This window comes from Curtobacterium sp. MCBD17_019, assembly GCF_003234555.1.
Classification (GTDB): Bacteria; Actinomycetota; Actinomycetes; order Actinomycetales; family Microbacteriaceae; genus Curtobacterium.
On record NZ_QKTT01000015.1, the window covers coordinates 41801 to 61620 of the forward strand.

17 protein-coding genes and 1 tRNA gene are annotated in these 19820 nt (G+C 72.7%); 17 read left to right on the forward strand and 1 reads right to left on the reverse strand.

Annotated elements, in window-relative coordinates; all coding sequences use genetic code 11:
• Positions 1-185: 185 nt before the first annotated feature.
• Positions 186-3173, forward strand: coding sequence for an Rne/Rng family ribonuclease (locus DEI82_RS13400; RefSeq protein ID WP_111037267.1), 2988 nt, complete (start codon positions 186-188; stop codon positions 3171-3173).
• Between the two features lie 175 nt (positions 3174-3348).
• On the forward strand, positions 3349-4371 hold the full coding sequence (locus tag DEI82_RS13405) for a hypothetical protein (RefSeq protein WP_111037268.1): 1023 nt from the start codon (positions 3349-3351) through the stop codon (positions 4369-4371).
• 18 nt (positions 4372-4389) lie between these two features.
• Here the strand turns inward: DEI82_RS13405 and DEI82_RS13410 are convergent, their stop codons facing one another.
• Positions 4390-4665 (reverse strand): DUF4031 domain-containing protein, encoded by a 276-nt coding sequence (locus DEI82_RS13410; protein WP_111037269.1) that lies wholly within the window; start codon positions 4663-4665, stop codon positions 4390-4392.
• A 153-nt stretch (positions 4666-4818) separates the two neighbouring features.
• On the opposite strand from DEI82_RS13410, the gene rplU reads away from it, so the two are divergent.
• The 15 genes from rplU to DEI82_RS13485 all read left to right on the forward strand — a co-directional run bounded on the left by rplU (position 4819) and on the right by DEI82_RS13485 (position 19791).
• Complete coding sequence (rplU, locus tag DEI82_RS13415; RefSeq protein WP_111037270.1) at positions 4819-5127, forward strand: 50S ribosomal protein L21; 309 nt, start codon at positions 4819-4821, stop codon at positions 5125-5127.
• 11 nt (positions 5128-5138) lie between these two features.
• Entirely contained in the window at positions 5139-5390 is a 252-nt protein-coding gene (gene rpmA / locus DEI82_RS13420; protein WP_111011050.1) for a 50S ribosomal protein L27, read from the forward strand.
• Positions 5391-5506: 116 nt separating this feature from the next.
• On the forward strand, positions 5507-7030 hold the full coding sequence (gene obgE, locus DEI82_RS13425) for a GTPase ObgE (RefSeq protein ID WP_111011051.1): 1524 nt from the start codon (positions 5507-5509) through the stop codon (positions 7028-7030).
• A 64-nt stretch (positions 7031-7094) separates the two neighbouring features.
• Positions 7095-7916 carry a glutamate 5-kinase gene (gene proB / locus DEI82_RS13430; RefSeq protein ID WP_111037271.1) on the forward strand — a complete coding sequence of 274 codons (822 nt, stop codon included), beginning with the start codon at positions 7095-7097 and terminating at the stop codon, positions 7914-7916.
• 51 nt (positions 7917-7967) lie between these two features.
• The gene (locus DEI82_RS13435) at positions 7968-9233 is read left to right on the forward strand and encodes a glutamate-5-semialdehyde dehydrogenase (protein WP_111037272.1); all 1266 of its coding nucleotides are present in this window, start codon (positions 7968-7970) and stop codon (positions 9231-9233) included.
• Positions 9234-9281: 48 nt separating this feature from the next.
• Positions 9282-9488: a hypothetical protein gene (locus DEI82_RS13440; protein ID WP_111011054.1), complete on the forward strand. Its 207-nt coding sequence runs from the start codon at positions 9282-9284 to the stop codon at positions 9486-9488.
• Between the two features lie 11 nt (positions 9489-9499).
• Complete coding sequence (gene nadD / locus DEI82_RS13445; protein ID WP_111011055.1) at positions 9500-10099, forward strand: nicotinate-nucleotide adenylyltransferase; 600 nt, start codon at positions 9500-9502, stop codon at positions 10097-10099.
• Positions 10096-11694 carry a hypothetical protein gene (locus DEI82_RS13450; RefSeq protein WP_111037273.1) on the forward strand — a complete coding sequence of 533 codons (1599 nt, stop codon included), beginning with the start codon at positions 10096-10098 and terminating at the stop codon, positions 11692-11694. The genes nadD and DEI82_RS13450 overlap by 4 nt, the downstream gene beginning before the upstream one ends.
• A gap of 129 nt (positions 11695-11823) precedes the next feature.
• Positions 11824-12192 (forward strand): ribosome silencing factor, encoded by a 369-nt coding sequence (rsfS, locus tag DEI82_RS13455; protein ID WP_111011057.1) that lies wholly within the window; start codon positions 11824-11826, stop codon positions 12190-12192.
• A 69-nt stretch (positions 12193-12261) separates the two neighbouring features.
• Positions 12262-12337, forward strand: a tRNA-Ala gene (locus DEI82_RS13460).
• A 104-nt stretch (positions 12338-12441) separates the two neighbouring features.
• Positions 12442-13401: an aldose 1-epimerase family protein gene (locus DEI82_RS13465; protein WP_111037274.1), complete on the forward strand. Its 960-nt coding sequence runs from the start codon at positions 12442-12444 to the stop codon at positions 13399-13401.
• Positions 13402-13474: 73 nt separating this feature from the next.
• Positions 13475-13807 carry a hypothetical protein gene (locus tag DEI82_RS13470; protein WP_111011059.1) on the forward strand — a complete coding sequence of 111 codons (333 nt, stop codon included), beginning with the start codon at positions 13475-13477 and terminating at the stop codon, positions 13805-13807.
• A 190-nt stretch (positions 13808-13997) separates the two neighbouring features.
• The gene (locus DEI82_RS13475) at positions 13998-14744 is read left to right on the forward strand and encodes a hypothetical protein (protein WP_181434917.1); all 747 of its coding nucleotides are present in this window, start codon (positions 13998-14000) and stop codon (positions 14742-14744) included.
• Positions 14741-16354 (forward strand): DNA polymerase Y family protein, encoded by a 1614-nt coding sequence (locus DEI82_RS13480; protein ID WP_309146652.1) that lies wholly within the window; start codon positions 14741-14743, stop codon positions 16352-16354. The genes DEI82_RS13475 and DEI82_RS13480 overlap by 4 nt, the downstream gene beginning before the upstream one ends.
• Positions 16354-19791 (forward strand): error-prone DNA polymerase, encoded by a 3438-nt coding sequence (locus tag DEI82_RS13485; protein ID WP_111037287.1) that lies wholly within the window; start codon positions 16354-16356, stop codon positions 19789-19791. Before DEI82_RS13480 ends, DEI82_RS13485 begins: the two co-directional genes overlap by 1 nt.
• The last annotated feature ends 29 nt before the right edge of the window (positions 19792-19820 follow it).

Sequence of the window (19820 nt, forward strand, 5' to 3'; positions counted from 1 at the left end):
CGAAGAGCTTTCCGGGCCCGGTGCCCGGACAACGAAGCGCCGTGAGAGGGCGCGCGCGACCGTGGTGCTGCCCCGTACGGAGCGGCACCGGCCGCTTGGAGCGAGCGCGGGGGCGTAGTCGCCGCCCGCCGAGGATTCCCGCCGGTCACATGCTGACCAGGCCGGGCTGAGGAGTGCACCAGTCGATGGTGGAGCAGAACGACAACAACAACGAAGACGGTACGAAGCGCCGCGGGCGCCTGTTCGGCAGCCGCCGGGCACGGTCCCACGGACCGGACGACCACGTCGCCGACCGGGAGGCCCGGGCGACGCCCGTCACGCCGCCCGCGTCCGACGCGGAGGACCCCGGCGAGCTCTCGGCACCGGTGGCGTCGGTCGACGCCCCGGACGCCGCGCGCGTCGTCGTCGACGAGGGCGACTCGGTGACCTCTGCGGTCGACGAGGCCGCGCAGGTGACGACGGTGATCGACGAGGCCGCGCAGGTGACGACGGTGGTCGACGAGGCCGTGTCGGTGACGACGATGGTCGACGCGGTCGCGACGGCGACGGAGGCGGTGCCCCTCGACCTCGCTGAGGACACGGCAGCCGACCTCGCCCCGGAGGCGACGGGATCGGGTGTCACCGATCTGCCGGATGCGGAGCCCACCGGCGCCGGGCAGCCGGAGGCCGAGCCGTCGACGGCTGAGTCCGCGGCCGAACCCGCACCGACGTACCCGGTCGCGACGAGCACGACGAGCCTCATCTTCCATGCGCCCGTGCTGCCGGACCTGCCCGAGCGGTTCCAGCCGGACGACGAGCCGGACCGCGACCGTGACCGTGACCGTGACCGCGACCTCGTCGAGTCGCCGAGCACCCGCCGTCGATCGCGTCGTCGCGGGGCCGCCGCGCAGGACGACCAGCAGGCCGACGACGCGGGCGTGCAGCCGCAGCGGCAGCCCAAGCAGAAGCGCGAGCCGGAGCTCATCACCGAGCCGCAGCGCATCAAGGGGTCGACCCGGCTCGAGGCGAAGAAGCAGCGTCGCCGTGACGGCCGGGACGCCGGTCGCCGCCGTCAGGTCATCACCGAGGACGAGTTCCTCGCCCGCCGCGAGAGCGTCGACCGCCAGATGATCGTCCGCTCGCAGGCGGACCGCATCGAGATCGGCGTGCTCGAGGACGGCGTCCTCGCGGAGCACTACGTCACGAAGAACCACAACGTCTCGCTCATCGGGAACGTCTACCTCGGCAAGGTGCAGAACGTGTTGCCGAGCATGGAGGCCGCGTTCGTGGACATCGGCCGCGGGCGGAACGCGGTGCTGTACTCGGGCGAGGTCGACTGGGACTCCGTCGAGACGGGCAACCAGCCCCGCCGCATCGAGCTCGCGCTCAAGCCCGGCGACAAGGTCCTCGTGCAGGTGACGAAGGACCCGGTCGGCCACAAGGGCGCCCGCCTGACGAGCCAGATCTCGCTCCCGGGGCGCTACCTGGTCTACGTGCCGAACGGCTCGATGAACGGGATCTCGCGCAAGCTGCCCGACACCGAGCGCGCGCGCCTCAAGAAGATCCTCAAGGAGGTCCTGCCGGAGCACGCGGGCGTCATCGTGCGCACCGCGGCCGAGGGAGCGACCGAGGAGCAGCTCACGCGCGACGTCACCCGGCTCACGAGCCAGTGGGAGGCGATCCAGAACAAGGTGCAGAACGGCCAGGCGCCGGTGCTGCTCCACAGCGAGCCCGACCTCCTCGTCAAGATCGTGCGCGACGTCTTCAACGAGGACTTCTCGAAGCTGATCATCGACGGTGATGCCGCCCGCGCCGTCATCGACGAGTACCTCTCGGCGGTGGCGCCGGACCTCAAGGACCGCGTCGAGCTCTACGAGGGCCCCGACTCGTTCGAGGAGCACCGGCTCAACGAGCAGATCGAGAAGGCTCTGGACCGCAAGGTCTGGCTGCCGTCCGGCGGCTCACTGGTGATCGACCGTACCGAGGCGATGACCGTGGTCGACGTCAACACGGGCAAGTTCGTCGGGTCCGGGGGCAACCTCGAGGAGACCGTCACGAAGAACAACCTCGAGGCGGCCGAGGAGATCGTGCGTCAGCTCCGACTGCGCGACATCGGCGGCATCATCGTGGTCGACTTCATCGACATGGTGCTCGAGTCCAACCGCGACCTCGTCCTCCGCCGTCTCGTCGAGTGCCTGAGCCGTGACCGGACGAAGCACCAGGTCGCCGAGGTCACCTCGCTCGGCCTCGTGCAGATGACCCGCAAGAAGATCGGCGTCGGCCTGCAGGAGTCGTTCGCCGAGGTGAACGCCAAGGTCAACGACAACACGAACGAGTCCTCGCCGAAGGGTGGCCGGAGCGGTCGCAAGGGCCGGGGCAACGGCGGTGGCCAGGGCAACGGCAACGGCAGCGGCAGCGGCAACGGCCAGCAGTCGTCGCAGCAGGCGCACCAGATCACCGAGGACGTCAAGAACGCGCTCTCGCGGATCGCCGCATCGACCATCCCGCACGACGACGCCGCTGCGACGGCTGCGGGCGGCACCGCGCCGACGAGCGCGAGCCAGCTCGAGGAGGCTCTGGACAGCGCCAGCGGAGCCACACCGGGTGAGGCCGACGCCGGTACGGGGACGACGCGATCGCAGCGCCGCTCCCGTCGCGGGGACCGGAACGAGCGCGGCGATCGGAACGACCGTGCCGACCGGAACGAGCGTGCCGACCGGAACGAGCGTGCCGACCGTGAGGAGCGCACCGAGCGCACCGAGCACGCTCCGTCCGCCGACGCGACCGTGGAGCAGCCGACCGAGGTGACACGGCAGCAGCCCGCAGCGCCGCACGAACCGGCGACGCCCGAACCGGTGTCGGCGACCCGTGAGCCGGCGTCGACGGGGTCTCGTCGGGTGAGCACGACGGCGACCGTGTCCCCGACCGAGTCCGTCGCGATCCTCGACATCCCGCTCTCCGCGGCGCCGGTCCGACAGCCCCGGCCGGTGAGCACCGAGGCGGCCGAGTCCCTCCTGGACTCCGTCCTCCAGGCGCTCCCCGAGCCGAAGCAGCCCGGCCAGGGACGCAACCGGTCCCGCAGGGTGACGTCGGGGAGCATCAGCGCACCCGCGACGACCAGCGGCGCAACCGACGCCGGCGGTGCTGACGACGCGGGCGACCCCGACGGCGGGCCGGTCATCCTCGGGCGGTGACCGCAGCGCGGGACTGAGCTGGGGTCTCCCGGCAGACGGCCGACGCGGCCGACGACGAACGCGACCTCCCCCCGACGGGGCGGGGTCGCGTTCGTCGTTCCGCGGTAGCGTTTCCTGACCGTCGACCGGTGCCGCGTGCCGCGGCCGCCCACCGCCACCGCAGAGGAGAGCCCGCGTGTCCGATCCGACCGACGACCACCAGCAGCCGGTCGGGGGAGCGCCCGGGTTCCCGAGAGACGGCCGTGCCGCGTCCCAGGGTGACCACCACCGGATGCCGGGCGCGGCCGGCCCCGCGCCGTCGTGGTCGTCCGTCCCGGGTCCGTCGGTTCCGGGTCCGTCGGTTCCGCGAGTGCCCGGCCCCGGCATCGGGCTCCCGGGCGCCGTCCCCGCATGGCGGAGGAGCAGCCCCACGAGTGTGTTCGCTCGGGAGCGCTCGGGAGCTGGCGTCGCCGCCGCGGCGCTCGCCATCGCGGTGGTCGCGGCGGTCCTGCTCGTGTCGTCCCTGTCCGAGTTCCTCGGCACCCTGTCCTACGCGGGTGCCATGGACTTCGGCGATGAGGGCTTCACCGGCACGCCGCTCGGGTACTTCCTCGTCACCTGGCTGCTCGACCCGCTGGCGTTCTACGTCGTCGCGTTCGTCGTCCTCGCGTTCCTGACCCCGGTGACGCGACGGAGTCCACTGCCGACGATCGTGCTCCGAGCGATCGTCGCCGGGGCGGCGGGGACCGTGGGCATCATGGTCGTCGGCGTGTTCGAGGGCTTCGTCCACGCGGTGAGCGAGCTCGACTGGACCTACCTGCTCACCGACATCCTGACGGACCCCCTGTCCCGCGGCGTCGAGTACACGGCGCTCACGATCACGGCCTGCACGCTCGTCTGGTTGTGGTCCGGACGTCCAGGGCGACGAGGCCGTCCGGGGATGCCGGGCATGGTCCCGCCGGCCGACGCCGTGCCGGTGGCCACGATCCCGCCGCAGGCGCCGGCCTGGCATGCGGCTGCTCCGCGACCGGGTGCGTCGCAGTCGGGAGGCGCGTGGCCGACGGGCGCAGCGCAGCCGGGAGGCGCGTGGCCGACGGGCGCAGCGCAGCCGGGAGGCGCGTGGACAGCCGATGCGTCCCGGTCGGGAGGCCCGTGGCCGACGGGGACGTCGGCTCCCGAGGAGTGGCGTGCGACCGACGAGGTCGACCGGGACCGCTGAGGCGCCCTGGGCAGCGGGTCAGTGCCCGGAGCGCTTGTCGCGCTGCGGGACCCGGAGTCCGCTCGCGATGAGCCGGAGGACGAGTTCCCGGCCGGACACGGCGAGGGCCCCGAGCGCGACGAGTTCCTCGTGCCGGGCCGCGGGGACGTCGTAGTGGTCGTGGTCGAACGCGCGGCGGGGCAGGCCGGCGCGGGCCGCGAAGGCGTGGAGCTCGTCGTAGGACTCGTCGCTCACCAGGTGCGACCAGATCGTGTCGTGCGCGGGCCAGACGGGAGGGTCGATGAGCACGGTCACCCGGAGGAGCCTACGGCGTGGCGCGCGTTTGACCGGACCGGGAGCCATCGAGTACCCTTGGTTGTTGGTGTCCGCGAGGCCTCATGCCCGCGTCGACCGCGTCGGCGACGGCACCGCAGACTTCCCTCCAGCAGAGTACGTAAGGAATTCCACGTGGTTTACGCAGTTGTGCGCGCCGGCGGCCGTCAGGAAAAGGTCGAGGTCGGCACCGTCCTGAACATCGACCGCATCAAGGGCGACGAGAACGGCACCATCCAGCTCGCGCCGGTGCTCCTCGTGGACGGCGACAAGGTCACCTCCGCGGCGAGTGACCTCGCCGGCGTGACGGTCACCGCCGAGGTCCTGAGCGACCTCCGCGGCCCGAAGATCGTCATCCAGAAGTTCAAGAACAAGACCGGGTACAAGAAGCGTCAGGGCCACCGCTCGGAGCTCACCCGCGTCAAGATCACCAAGATCGCGTAAGGCGGAAGACAATGGCACACAAGAAGGGTGCGAGCTCCACTCGCAACGGTCGTGACTCGAACGCGCAGCGCCTCGGCGTGAAGCGCTTCGGCGGACAGGTCGTCAACGCGGGCGAGATCATCCTCCGCCAGCGTGGCACCCACTTCCACCCGGGCGCCAACGTCGGCCGTGGCGGCGACGACACGCTCTTCGCGCTCACCGCGGGCGCCGTCGAGTTCGGCACCAAGGGCGGCCGCAAGGTCGTCAACATCGTCAACGCCTGATCGCACGACGACACACTCCACGAGAAGGGCGGGCCGAGTGCCCGCCCTTCTTCGCTTTCCCGCCGGGTGCGGCGCCCTCGGTCCGGCGCCCCTGGCACCAGCTCCGTGAGGACACCATGGCCACCTTCGTCGACCACGTCACCCTGCACCTGACCGCGGGCAACGGCGGCAACGGCTGCGTCTCGGTCCGCCGCGAGAAGTTCAAGCCCCTCGCCGGGCCCGACGGCGGCAACGGCGGGAACGGCGGGGACATCGTCCTCGTCAGCGACCCCCAGGTCACGACCCTGCTCGGGTACCACCGGTCGCCCCACCGCTCCAGCCGGAACGGACAGCCCGGCATGGGCGACATGCGCAGCGGCACGAGCGGCGAGGAGCTCGACCTCCCGGTGCCCGTCGGCACCGTCGTGTACGACGAGCGCGGCGAGCAGATCGCCGACATGGACCGCCCGGGGATGCGCGTCGTCGTCGCGCAGGGCGGTCAGGGTGGCCTCGGCAACGCCGCCCTCGCCACGCCGAAGCGCAAGGCCCCCGGGTTCGCGCTCCTCGGCACGCTCGGCGAGACCGGGGACGTCCGGCTCGAACTCAAGACCGTGGCCGACGTCGCCCTGGTCGGGTTCCCGTCCGCCGGCAAGTCGAGCCTGATCGCCGCGATCTCCGCCGCCAAGCCGAAGATCGCCGACTACCCCTTCACGACGCTCACCCCGAACCTCGGCGTCGTCGAGTCGGGATCGGTCCGGTTCACCGTCGCCGACGTCCCCGGCCTCATCGAGGGGGCGTCCGAGGGTCGCGGACTCGGCCTCGAGTTCCTCCGGCACGTCGAGCGGTGCAGCGCCCTGCTGCACGTGATCGACTGCGCGACGCTCGACCCCGGCCGTGACCCGATCAGCGACCTCGACGTCATCCTCCGCGAACTCGAGCGGTACCCCGTGCCGGCCGGTCAGACACCGCTGCTCGAGCGTCCCCAGCTCGTCGCCCTCAACAAGATCGACGTCCCCGACGCCCGCGAGCTCGCCGAGTTCGTGCGGCCGGAGCTCGAGTCGCGGGGCTACCGCGTGTTCGAGATCTCGACCGCGTCGCACGCCGGACTCCGTGAGCTGACCTTCGCCCTCGCGGACATCGTCGAGCAGGCCCGGGTCACGCAGGCCACCCAGCCCGAGCCCGAGCGGATCGTGCTCCGTCCCCGGGCGGTCGACCAGACCGAGTACACCGTCCGCGCCGAGGGTGGCGAGGAGCACCGGTTCTACCGGATCCGCGGGGCGAAGCCCGAGCGCTGGGTGCAGCAGACGGACTTCGACAACGAGGAAGCCATCGGCTACCTGGCGGACCGACTCGCCAAGCTCGGCGTCGAGGACGACCTCTTCAAGGCCGGCGCGGTGGCCGGTTCGACCGTCGTGATCGGCGGGGACGGCGGCATGGTCTTCGACTGGGAGCCGACACTCACCTCGACCGCCGAGCTCATCACGAGCGCACGCGGTACGGACTCCCGCCTCGACCTCAACCCCCGCCCGACCCGCGGTCAGCGCCGTGCGGAGTACTTCGAGCGCATGGACGCCAAGGCCGAGGCGCGCGCCGAGCTCGAGCGCGAGCGCGTCGCCGGACTCTGGGCGGACGACGACGACACCGAGCCGGACGCCGACTGACCGACCACGCCCGCCCCGAGCACCCGGCAGGACCACGACCCGACACGACAGGAGTGCCGCAGCGATGACCGACAGCACGACCACGCGCGCGGAGCCGACCCCCGTCCGGACCCGTGCCGACGTCCCGACCGCGCGCCGGATCGTCGTCAAGGTCGGCTCGTCCTCGATCAGCGGGGAGAACGCCGGGCAGATCGAACCCCTCGTCGACGCCCTCGCCGCCGCGCACGGCCGGGGCACCGAGGTCGTGCTCGTGTCGTCGGGGGCGATCGCGACCGGGTTCCCGTACCTGGCGCTCGACGCCCGCCCCGACGACCTCGCGACGCAGCAGGCCGCCGCGGCCGTCGGGCAGAACGTCCTGGTGTACCGGTACCAGCGGAGCCTGCGCCGGTACGAGATCGTCGCCGGTCAGGTGCTCCTGACCGCCGGGGACCTGCAGAACCCCACGCACCGGGTCAACGCGCAGCGGGCGATGGACCGCCTGCTCGCGCTCCGGATCCTGCCGATCGTCAACGAGAACGACACCGTCGCCACGCACGAGATCCGGTTCGGGGACAACGACCGGTTGGCCGCCCTCGTCGCGCGGTTGCTCCGTGCCGACGTCCTCGTCCTCCTCTCGGACGTCGACGCGCTCTACACGAAGCCGCCGGAGCAGCCCGGCGCCGAGCGGATCGGGGAGGTCCCGTTCGGTGACGACCTCGCCGGCGTCACGTTCGGTTCGGTCGGCGCCGCGGGCGTGGGGACGGGTGGCGCGGGGACGAAGGTCGCGGCCGCCCGCCTCGCGGCCGAGGCCGGCACGAGCGTCCTCGTCACCGCGACCGCGCTCGTCGACCGCGCGCTCACGGGTGCCGCGATCGGGACCTGGTTCGCCGCCGGACCGCAGGCGTAGCGCGGATCGGTGGCACCGCCTCCCGTCGGTCGCCCCGTCTACAATCCGGGTATGGCAACCACCGCCGTCCGCCCCACGCTCGTCGACAAGCTCGTCGCTGCGCGCGCGGCCTCACCGGCCCTCGTGACGGCGACCGCCGACGTCAAGAACGCCGCGCTCGGCGCGATCGCGGCGGCCGTGCGGTCGGCCACCGACGAGATCGTCGCGGCCAACGCCCACGACCTCGAAGCGGGGGAGCAGGGCGGGCTCGCGCCGGGCCTCCTGGACCGCCTGCGGCTGGACCCCACGCGGATCGAGGCGCTGGCGTCCGCCGTCGAGCACGTCGCCACGCTGACCGACCCCGTCGGGCAGACCGTGCGCGGCTCGACCCTGCCGAACGGACTCCAGCTGACCGAGGTCCGCGTGCCGTTCGGGGTCGTCGGGGCGATCTACGAGGCACGGCCGAACGTCACCGTGGACATCGCCAGCCTCGCGCTCAAGAGCGGTAACGCGGTCGTGCTCCGCGGCGGCTCGGCGGCCGCCCGGACGAACGCCGTGCTCGTCGAGCGCATCCAGGACGCCGTGGCCACGGTGGGGCTGCCCGGCGCGCTCGTGCAGACCATCGACGAGTTCGGCCGCGACGGCGCGACGGAGCTCATGCGGGCGCGGGGGCTGGTCGACGTCCTCGTGCCTCGCGGCAGCGCCGGCCTCATCCAGACCGTCGTCACGGAGTCGCAGGTCCCGGTGATCGAGACCGGTGCGGGCGTCGTCCACGTGTTCCTGGACGCGTCGGCGCCCGAGGACTGGTCGGTCGACATCGTGCTCAACAGCAAGGTGCAGCGTCCGAGCGTCTGCAACGCCCTCGAGACGCTGCTCGTGCACCAGGACGCCGCACCGCGCCTCCTGCCCGTGGTGGCGGCGCGCCTCCTGGAGGCGGGGGTCACCCTGCGCGGTGACGACGCGACCCGGGCGCTCGTCCCGCAGGCGGTCCCCGTGACCGAGGAGGACTGGGGCACCGAATCGATGGCGCTCGACCTGTCCGTCCGGGTCGTGGCCGACCTCGACGCCGCGATCGCGCACATCGCCCGGTGGTCCACCCAGCACACGGAGTCGATCGTCACGAACGACCTCCGCAACGCGGACCGGTTCCTCGCCGAGGTCGATTCCGCAGTCGTCATGGTGAACGCCTCCACGCGGTTCACCGACGGCGGTGAGTTCGGGTTCGGGGCCGAGGTCGGGATCTCGACGCAGAAGCTGCACGCGCGAGGGCCGATGGGGCTGCCGGAGCTCACGAGCACGAAGTGGATCGTGCGCGGACACGGTCAGGTGCGCGGCTAGACTGGGGCGCGGCCACCGCCACACCCCATCGGAATGATCGGAGCGCCCATGATCCACCTGCTGCTCGCTGCCGGAGAACCCACCACGGCCGAGGTGCCGCGGTTCATCTTCCCGCTCGGTGCGGCCGCGGTGTTCACGTTCCTCGGGTTCGTGACCTGGAGCTTCCGCGACGTCGCCTACCGGCACAGCCACAAGTTCGACGCCACCCGGACCGACGAGACCGGCGTCGACGAGTTCGGCCACACGAAGATCTGACCCGCCGCCCGATGCTCGAGAGCACCGGTCGGCCGCGCATCGGTGTGATGGGCGGCACGTTCGACCCGATCCACCATGGTCACCTCGTGGCAGCGAGCGAGGTCGCGTCCTCGTTCGGCCTCGACGAGGTCGTGTTCGTCCCGACCGGCCAGCCGTACATGAAGTCCGACGTGTCCGACGCGGAGCACCGGTACCTCATGACGGTGATCGCCACCGCGTCCAACCCGATGTTCACGGTGAGCCGTGTCGACATCGACCGCCCCGGCCCCACGTACACGATCGACACCCTCCGTGACCTCCGCGACCAACGACCGGACGCCCAGTTCGTGTTCATCTCGGGCGCCGACGCCGTGGCCCAGATCCTCGACTGGAAGGACCACTCCGAGCTCTGGGACCTCGCCCACTTCGTTGCTGTGACTCGGCCGGGACATGACCTGACCGTCACCGGATTGCCGGAGCGGGACGTAAGCTTGCTCGAGGTACCGGCACTGGCGATCTCGTCGACCGACTGCCGAAGCCGCGTGGGCCGAGGACATCCCGTGTGGTACTTGGTCCCGGACGGCGTCGTCCAGTACATCACCAAGCACCATCTGTATCGGAGCGTCGCATGAGTTCGTCCGACTCGCAGCCGCCCCTCACGCGGCGTCAGGCCCGAGAGCGCGAGCGTGCCGCCGAGACCGGTGCTCAGCCCGTGACGCCGGAGGCCGCCGTGGCCGCCGGCGTTCCCGCATCCGTCGCGTCCGCGGCCGATGGCCCGCGCAGCGTCGCGGTGCCCTCGGCACCGCCCGCCGCCCCGACCGACCTGCCGCGCCGGCGTCCGGGTTCGCACGTCGCTCCCGCCGCGTCGGCACCAGCACAGGCCGCCGCGGTGCCGGTGCGGGGTGGTGTCGCCGATCAGGGCGCCGCGGAGCCCACGCAGCGCGCGGCCGTTCAACCGTCCCGCGCCGACGATGCCGCCCCGCCCGCATCGGCCACCGAGATCGTCCCCGGCACCGGCATGACGCGGCGTCAGCTCCGCGCCCTGCGTGAGGCCGAGCAGCACCGTGACCAGGCACCCGTCCCGCTCCGGACGCCGTCACCCCAGTCGTCCGACCGCACCGTGGCGGACGTCCTCGGCGACGTCGCCGCGCTCGAGGGCCAGCGCATCGCCGCGGAGCACGACGAGCCCGCGCCGGACGCCGCGGTCCTCCACCAGGCGACCGAGGCGGACGGTTCGCCCGACGCCATCGAGCCGCTCTCGGACGCCGTCGCCCACAGCGACGAGCCGCGGGTGCACCGGTCGACCTGGGCGCCGCCGGCACCGGAGCCGGACGCCCCGCTCCCCGAGGCCGAGCCGATCGTCGACATCGTCCCGGCCGGGGACGCCGATGCGGTGCATGACGACGAGGCTGCGGGTCGTGACGACACTGCGCGTGGCGACCGCGCTGCGCGAGGTGCCGGTGACGTCCCGGATGCCCGTGACGCCGGGGCAGCGCGCCCGCGGTCCGCGTCCGGTGCCGCCGAGGGCATCGACGCGAGCACCGACGACGTGCTCGACCCGGCCCTCCCGGCGGCCTCGACGCCGAACGTGTTCCCCCTCGACCTCTCGGACGCGGCCGGATCGCCCACCGCGGCCGACGCTCGCACGGAAGAACGGCGTCCGGCGTCACCCGCTTCGGCGGGTCGGGCCCGTCCCGCTGCCGCGCGTGGGGGAGCGGCCCCGGAGCCGCCGGCCACGACCGGCACCATCGCGACGCCGACCGGCCACTGGTCCCGCCAGGCCGAGGCCGCGGACGAGCACCTGCACGATCCCCAGACCGGGCAGTCGCGGGCGACGCAGACGCAGACGAACGCGCTGATCCTGCCGAACTCGGCGCTCAGCGACGTCACGGGTGCCCTCAACGCCACGGGCGAGGTCATCATCACCGGGTCGATCGACCTGCCGAAGACCCTCGCCGCCACCGGAGCGCACACGCCACACATCGACGGCGTCGAGGTCGATCGGCTGCTCGAGCAGCACGACGCCGAGACCGCGACGAACGACGCGGTCCCCGTCCGGGCGAGCCGTGCGGTGTCGAGCCACACGTCGACCCGTGCGGTCGTGCTGGCCGCGGCGAAGCCGAAGCAGTCGAAGGTCCCGACCGCGTTGGCGTACTCCGCTGCAGGGGTCGGGGTGGCCGGGGTCATCGCCGTCGTCGTGGCGATGTTCTCGCTCGGCGTCTTCTGAGGCGACCCGCCGGCGTTCGTTCGCTCTCCGCGGTGGCCGGTTCGGGCCTCCAGGCTGGTCCGTGTCGTGGGTGTCGCTTATGATCGACGGCATCGACCCCTACCCGGCGTCGAACGACCGAAGGAATCCGTGACCGCTTCCCCCCGAGCCCTCGAACTCACCCAGATCGCTGCCGCCGCGGCGGACGACAAGCAGGCCGAGGACCTCGTCGCCCTCGACGTGACGGGTCCGCTCCCACTGACCGACGTGTTCCTCCTGGCGAGTGGCCGGAACGAGCGCAACGTCCTCGCCATCGCGGACGAGGTCGAGGACCGCATGCTCCAGGCCGGTGCCAAGCCGCTCCGGCGCGAGGGGCGGAGCGAGGGTCGATGGGTCCTCCTGGACTTCGGCGACGTCGTCGTGCACGTCTTCCACGACGAGGACCGCCAGTACTACTCGCTCGAGCGCCTGTGGTCCGACTGCCCGAGCATCCCGCTCGAGGTCCCCGTCACCCACTGACCGTGGTCGGGCGGCCCTCGCAGATGGTGTACGCTTGACTGGTTGCTTCCGCACGGGGGCAACCGACCTGGGTCTGTGGCGCAGCTGGTAGCGCACCTGCATGGCATGCAGGGGGTCAGGGGTTCGAGTCCCCTCAGATCCACCATCACGACGAAGGCCCCGCTCCGGCGGGGCCTTCGTCGTTGAGCGGGCCGTCGCTGGTCGAGATCTCGGCCGGCGGTTCGGCGGGACACCGATAGCCTGGTCGGCATGAGCGCATCGCCGCGCACCGCGGACACCTCCAGTCAGCCCCTGTCGGGGACCGAATGCTCGATCAGCGCGGGGCCGTACACGGCCACGATCGCGTCGATCGGGGCGACGCTCCGGAGCCTCCGGTACGACGGCCGTGACCTCGTCGTGCCGTTCGACGCGGACGAGGTCCGTCCGGTGTTCCGCGGCGCCGTGCTCGCGCCGTGGCCCAACCGCGTCGTGGACGGCCGGTACTCGTTCGCGGGGCAGGACCACCTGCTCGCCCTGTCCGAGCCGGAGCGTGGCCACGCGTTGCACGGCCTCGTCGCGTGGGCCGACTTCGCCGTGGCCGAGCGGGCCGAAGACCGGATGGTCCTCACCACGACCATCCCCGCGCAGCTCGGGTACCCGTTCCGGGTCGAGGTCGCGGTCACCCACCAGGTCGACGAGCAGGGCCTGCACACGACGATCACGGGGACGAACACCGGCCCCGACGCGGCGCCCTGGGGGACCGGGCCGCACCCGTACCTCGTCGCAGGCCCCGGGCACGTCGACGACTGGACCCTGCACCTGCCGGCGCAGCAGGTGCTCGAGGTGACGCCGGACCGACTGGTCCCGACGGCGTTGTCCCCGGTGGCGGACGTCGACGACGGTGTGTTCGACCTCCGGGTGCCGGAGCGGATCGGCTCGCGGTTCATCGACCATGCCTTCACCGGGTTCGACCGTGACGGGGACGGCACGGCGACCGTGCGGGTGACCGCCGCCGACGGCTCTGGCGTGCGGATGACCTTCGGCCCGGAGTGCCCCTGGGTGCAGGTGCACACCGCGGACCACGTCGTGCCCGAGTACCACCGTGTCGGCCTGGCGGTCGAACCGATGACCTGCGCCCCGGATGCGTTCAACGCCGGAGCCGAGCGGGGCCTCCTGGTCGTCGAACCGGGGGAGTCGGCCACGGCCTCCTGGACGATCGCCGCGGTCTGACCGGGCGCGGAGGCGCCACGGCGACTCCGTTGGCGTGTCGTGGACGAGCGACGTACACTGCCGATTCGAACACGTGTTCGATGATCGGGAGGCGGTGGTCGCGGTGCCGGTGCGCGAGGCGCGAGTGGTGCGGGTGGGCACGACGGCGGCTGGCGTGCCCCGAGATCTCCTGTGGGACGGTGTCCGCTACCACGTGACCGACCGGCCGACCCGGTGGCGGGGCCGCCCGGACGAGTGGGACTTCGGACCGGGCGGCGGGGATGACGGTGCCCGGGATGCCCGGAACGACGGGCTTCCCGCGCTGTGGCGGTTCCAGGCCACGCCGCTCGACGCCGACGCGCCGAGCGTCGTCGTCGACGTCATCGGGACCGGTGGGGGCTGGGTGCTCCTCGGCGTCGTCCGGTAACGGGGCCGTGTCCACCGTCGTGCCGACGACGATCCGGCGTCCACAGCGGATGTCGGACCCGGTTGACATGATCGAACACATGTTCGAACATGGGGCGATGCAGACGGCGGCGGCTCTCCTCGGAGAGCGGGGCGATCGGACACCGGCACCCGGTGCCCATGGTGCACGCGCGGTCCGACAACCGGACCACGTGGCCGAGGCGCGGGCGGCGCTGGAGCGCATCACGAGCCTCCGCTCCCGGATCGCGGACATGGAGGACACGCGGGTCGACACCGGTGCGCTCCCGACGTCGCCTGCGCTCGCGCCGCTCCTACCGGGTGGCGCACTCCGGTCGGGGGCGGCCTACAGCGTGCACGAGTCGGTGCTGCTGGCGATGACCATGCTCCAGGCGGCGTCGGCGTCCGGCGCATGGTGCGCCGTGGTCGGTGTGCCGTCCTTCGGGGTCGAGGCCGCCGCGGCCGCCGGGATCGACCTGGAGCGGCTCGTGCTCGTGCCCGACCCGGGCGACCAGTGGCTGACGGTCACCGCGGCGCTGGCCGACGTCGCGACGATCGTGCTGACCCGACCGCTCGGGCGCGTCACCCCGGGCGACGTCGCTCGCCTCGGGGCACGGCTCCGGCAGCGGGGCGCCGCCCTCGTCGCGCTCGGCAGCTGGCCCGGTGCCGAGGCCTCGCTCCGGGTCACCGACTCCTCGTGGCAGGGCATCGGACGCGGGTTCGGGTACCTGTCGGAACGGCGGGCAACGGTCGTGGCGACCACTCGGGCCGGCGCTGGACGCCCACGCAGCGCCGAACTCCTGCTCCCCGCAGCGGACGGGACGGTCCAGCCGTCGGTGTCGGCGACCGCGAGCGGTGATCCGACCGGTACCCGGTCCCCGGTGGTCGTCACGACGGCCGGCGGAGACCGGGGAGCGCGTCCCGTGGCGGTGGCGTCGTGACCGGTGGAACGGTGGCCCTCGGGGCGGGGAGTCCGCCCGTCGAGGCCCCGCCCACCCGCACGATGGTCCTGTGGTGCCCGGACTGGCCCGTCCTCGCCGCTGCGGTGGCGTCCGGGGCGGACCCCGAGCGGCCGATCGCCCTCGTGGCCAAGGGGCTCGTGTACGCCTGTTCCGCGGCCGCTCGTCACGAGGGCGTCCTCCGTGGGCTGCGCATCCGCGAGGCCCAGGCCCGGTGCACGACGCTCGTGGTCCAGCAGTACGACGAGGCCCTCGACCACCGGGCGTTCGAGCCCGTCATCCGTGCGGTCGAGGGTGCCGTGCCCGGCGTGCACGTCCTGCGCCCGGGAACGCTCGCGATCCGCTCCCGGGGGCCGGCCCGCTACTACGGCGGGGAGCACCCGGCAGCGCTGACGCTCGCGGGCATCGCGGCCGACCACGGGGCGCCGGGCGTGCGGGTCGGCATCGCGGACACCCCGTTCGCGGCGGAGCAGGCGGCACGTGCCCGGACACGCGATGTCGAGCGGGTCCGCATCGTCCCCGAGGGTGCGTCGGCGGACTTCCTGGCACCGCTGCCGTTGTCGGTCCTCGGTCGCGACGACCTCGCGATGGTGCTCGGGCGGCTCGGGATCACGACGCTCGGTGCGTTCGCGCAGCTCACGGACGAGCAGGTGCGGGACCGGTTCGGGCCGGAGGGTGCGTTCCTGCACCGGCTCGCCGGAGGCCGTGACCCACGTGCGGTCACCGCCCGCGACGTCCCACCGGACCTGACCGTCGACGCCGCGTTCGAACCCCCGCTCGACCGTGCCGACCAGGTGGCGTTCGCGTTCCGTCGGTCCGCCGACACCTTCGCCGAGCGGCTCCGTGCGGCGGAGCTCGTGGCCACGACGATCCGCATCGAGATCACCGACGACCGTGGCGTCTGCCTCGACCGCACCTGGGCCCATCCGCGGTGGTTCGACCCCGCCGACGTCGTCGACCGCGTGCGGTGGCAGCTGCAGGGCGGTACGGAGCCCACCGGGCTCGAGGCCCCCGTCGCCCACGTCCGGCTCGAGGCCGAGGCGGTCGACGCGGTCACGAACCACGAGCGTGGACTCTGGGGTTCCGGGCCGGACGAGCGGGTGCACCACGGCCTCGCCCGGATCCAGGGCATGGTCGGACACGACGGGGTCGTCACGGCACGCATCGCCGGCGGTCGGACCCTGGCGGAGCGCACGCTGTTCGTGCCGTGGGGGGACACCCCGGCAGGGGGCGAGCGCGCGGTCGCGGTCGCCCGTGCACGCCCGTGGCCCGGTCGGCTGCCCGGGCCCGCACCCGCGACGGTCCTCGACCGTCCTCGGCCCGTGGACGTCGTCGCCGCCGACGGCACCCCGGTCGACGTCGACGGGCGCAGCATCCTGACCGGTGAGCCGGACCGGTTCCGCGCCGAGGGGGACCGGGGCGGACGCTTCAGTGCGGTGGCCGCATGGGCGGGGCCATGGCCGCTCGTCGTGCGCTGGTGGGAGGCCGGGGGTCGCCGCCTGCACCGGATGCAGCTCGTCGACGCCGAGGGGCGCGCATGGACCGTCGTCCTGGCGGACGGCCGGTGGTGGGCCGAGGCGGTGGCGACCTGATGGGGTACAACAACCCACCGATCCCGTGGTCGGAGTTCGAGCGTGCGCTGTCGGACAAGCGCAGTCCCGGGGCAGCGCCTCCCGGTGACGGCGGTGACAGCCCGGCGTGGTCACGCAAACGCGTCCCGTACACACCGGTGCCGGCCTCGATCGTGGACGACGGCCTGACGGTGCCGTACGCGGAGCTGCACGCGCACTCGACCTTCAGCTTCCTCGACGGTGCGAGCCCACCGGAGCACCTGTTCGAGGAAGCCGCACGCCTGCACCTGCACGGCCTCGCACTCACCGACCACGACGGCCTCTACGGGGCGGCGCGGATGGCCGAGGTCGCCGAGACCCACCCCGACATCCGGACGGTGTACGGCGCGGAACTCTCCCTCGGCCTGTCCGAACCGCAGAACGGCGTCGCCGACCCCGAGGGCACACATCTGCTCGTCCTCGCACGCGGGCAAGCGGGCTACCACCGACTGGCCGCCGCCATGACGAGCGCACACCTGTCGCCCGGTGCGGAGAAGGGCCGGCCCCGGTACGACCTCGACGACCTCGCAGAGCGGGCCGGTGACGCCTGGCACGTGCTCACGGGGTGCCGCAAGGGGACCGTCCGCGCCGCCCTCGAGACCGGGGGTGAGGATGCCGCCGAGCGAGCACTGCGGGACCTGCTCGACCGGTTCGGGCGCGAGCACGTCACCGTCGAGCTCATCGACCAGGGCGACCCGATGGACACGGCCCGCAACGACCTCCTGGCCGGACTGGCCGGGCGGTTCCGGTTGCCCGTCGTGGCCACCGGGAACGTGCACTACGCCACCCCGGACCGGTTCCGGGTCGCCACGGCGCTCGCGGCTGTCCGGGCACGCCGCAGCCTCGACGAACTCGACGGCTGGCTCCCCGCCGCCGACACGGCGCACCTGCGGTCCGGGGCCGAGATGAGCCGTCGGTTCGCCCGGTACCCCGGCGCCGTGGCGCGGAGTGTGGAGCTCGCCGACGACCTGTCGTTCCGGTTGCGGAGTGCCGCGCCGGGCCTCCCGGACCTCGACGTGCCCGACGGGCACACGCCCATGTCGTGGCTCCGCGACCTCGTCTGGCAGGGCGCCCGGCGGTTCTACCCGGGCTCGGCCGACGGGGTCGACCCGGTCAAGCGTGACCGCATCGAGCGTGAGCTGCACGTGATACAGGAGAAGGACTTCCCCGGGTACTTCTTGATCGTGCGGGATCTCGTGCAGTACGCGCGCAGTCGGGGGATCCTCTGCCAGGGCCGCGGGTCCGCCGCGAACTCGGCGGTCTGCTACCTGCTCGAGATCACGGCGGTCGACTCGATCCGGTACGGGCTGCCGTTCGAACGGTTCCTCTCGAGCATGCGCGACGAAGAGCCCGACATCGACGTCGACTTCGACTCCGACCGCCGCGAAGAAGTCATCCAGTACGTCTACGCCAAGTACGGCCGGTTCAACGCGGCGCAGGTCGCGAACGTGATCACCTACCGTCCGAAGGCCGCGGTGCGCGACATGGCGAAGGCGCTCGGGCACAGCCCGGGACAGCAGGACGCCTGGTCCAAGCAGGTGGAACGGTGGGGGTCGGTCACCGAGAGCACGGAGCACGACATTCCGGACGAGGTCGTCGGACTCGCGCGCGAGGTCCTCGGGTTCCCCCGGCACCTCGGCATCCACTCGGGCGGCATGGTGCTCACCGACCGACCCGTCGGCGAGGTCGTCCCCATCGAGCACGCCCGCATGGACGGCCGGACGGTCCTGCAGTGGGACAAGGACGACTGCGCCTTCATGGGGCTCGTCAAGTTCGACATGCTCGGCCTCGGCATGCTCGCGGCGCTGCAGTACGCGTTCGACCTCGCGGCCGACCACTGCGGTGAGCGCTGGGACATGCACGACATGCCGAAAGAGGAGCAGGGCGTCTACGACCAGCTGTGCCGGGCCGACACCGTCGGGGTGTTCCAGGTCGAGTCCCGGGCCCAGATGGGCACCCTGCCCCGGTTGTTACCGCGGCGGTTCTACGACCTCGTGATCGAGGTCGCGCTCGTGCGTCCCGGGCCGATCCAGGGCGGTGCCGTCCACCCCTACATCCGGCGGCGGACCGGGGAGGAGCCGATCACCTACCTGCATCCGGCACTCGAACCGGTGCTCGAGCGCACCCTCGGGGTGCCGCTGTTCCAGGAGCAGCTGATGCAGATGGCGATGACCGTGGGCGGGTGCTCGGGCGAGGACGCCGACCAGCTCCGCCGCGCCATGGGGTCGAAGCGGGGGCTGGTCCGGATCGAGGCGCTCCGCGACAAGCTCTACCGCGGCATGGCCTCGAACGGCATCGAGGGCGAGGACGCCGACGCCATCTACGCCAAGATCCAGGCGTTCGCGAACTTCGGCTTCGCGGAGAGCCACTCGATCAGCTTCGCGCTCATCGTCTACGCGAGTGCATGGATGCGGTTGCACTACCCGGGCGCGTTCCTGGCGGCACTGCTCCGGGCGCAGCCGATGGGGTTCTACTCGCCGCAGTCGCTCGTCGCGGACGCCCGACGCCACGGAGTGCAGGTGCGGCGCCCGGACATCCTGCGGTCGGGGGTCGACGCCACGCTCGAGGTCCTCGATCCCGACGCACCGCTCGGCGACGACGGGCTGCCGCCACGGACCGGTTCGGACACCTGCCTGGCCCAGGAACAGGAGCCCGTCCGGCCGTTCGACCGGAGCGAACCGTTCGACACGGACGACCACCGACGCGACGGCGCCTTCGCGGTCCGTCTCGGCCTGGTCGAGGTCACGTCCCTCGGCCGACGCAGTGCGGAGCGGATCGTCGCGGAGCGCGAGGCGAACGGCCCGTTCCGGGACATGTCCGACCTGGCGCGGCGGGTGGGGCTGACCACGGCGCAGCTCGAGGCGCTCGCTGCGGCGGATGCGTTCGCGTCGTTCGACATCGACCGTCGCAGCGGCATGTGGTCGGCGGCGCAGGCCGCGGCGGAACGCCCGGACCAGCTCCCCGACACGCAGGTGGTCGTGCAGCCGCCGCTGTTCGGGCAGCTCACCGACGGTGACGCCTTGATCGCGGACATCTGGTCGACGGGGCTGTCACCGGACGACCACCCGATCCGGCACGTGCGGCCGGATCTCGCCCGGCGGCGCGTGCTCAGCGTCGCGGAGCTCATGACGGCCGAGACCGGGCGGCGGATCGAGGTCGGCGGGGTCGTGACGCATCGACAGCGTCCCGCCACGGCGTCCGGGATCACCTTCATGAACGTCGAGGACGAGACCGGCCTCGTGAACGTGATCTGCAGCGTCGGCGTGTGGACACGGTTCCGTCGGGTCGCCCGCGAGGCACCGGCGCTCGTCGTGCGGGGGATCCTCGAGCGGTCACCCGACGGTGTGGTGAACGTCGTCGCGGACCACATGGAACGGTTGCCGCTCGCGGTCCGGACGCGCTCCCGCGACTTCCACTGACCGGGCGGCGAGCAGGGGGAGGGGCGAGC

Coding starts and splice junctions, on each gene's coding strand:
- DEI82_RS13435 (WP_111037272.1), top strand. CDS start 7,968: ATGGCAACCACCGCCGTCCGCCCCACGCTCGTCGACAAGCTCGTCGCT.
- DEI82_RS13440 (WP_111011054.1), top strand. CDS start 9,282: ATGATCCACCTGCTGCTCGCTGCCGGAGAACCCACCACGGCCGAGGTG.
- obgE (WP_111011051.1), top strand. CDS start 5,507: ATGGCCACCTTCGTCGACCACGTCACCCTGCACCTGACCGCGGGCAAC.
- rpmA (WP_111011050.1), top strand. CDS start 5,139: ATGGCACACAAGAAGGGTGCGAGCTCCACTCGCAACGGTCGTGACTCG.
- proB (WP_111037271.1), top strand. CDS start 7,095: ATGACCGACAGCACGACCACGCGCGCGGAGCCGACCCCCGTCCGGACC.
- DEI82_RS13465 (WP_111037274.1), top strand. CDS start 12,442: ATGAGCGCATCGCCGCGCACCGCGGACACCTCCAGTCAGCCCCTGTCG.
- DEI82_RS13450 (WP_111037273.1), top strand. CDS start 10,096: ATGAGTTCGTCCGACTCGCAGCCGCCCCTCACGCGGCGTCAGGCCCGA.
- nadD (WP_111011055.1), top strand. CDS start 9,500: ATGCTCGAGAGCACCGGTCGGCCGCGCATCGGTGTGATGGGCGGCACG.
- DEI82_RS13400 (WP_111037267.1), top strand. CDS start 186: ATGGTGGAGCAGAACGACAACAACAACGAAGACGGTACGAAGCGCCGC.
- DEI82_RS13485 (WP_111037287.1), top strand. CDS start 16,354: ATGGGGTACAACAACCCACCGATCCCGTGGTCGGAGTTCGAGCGTGCG.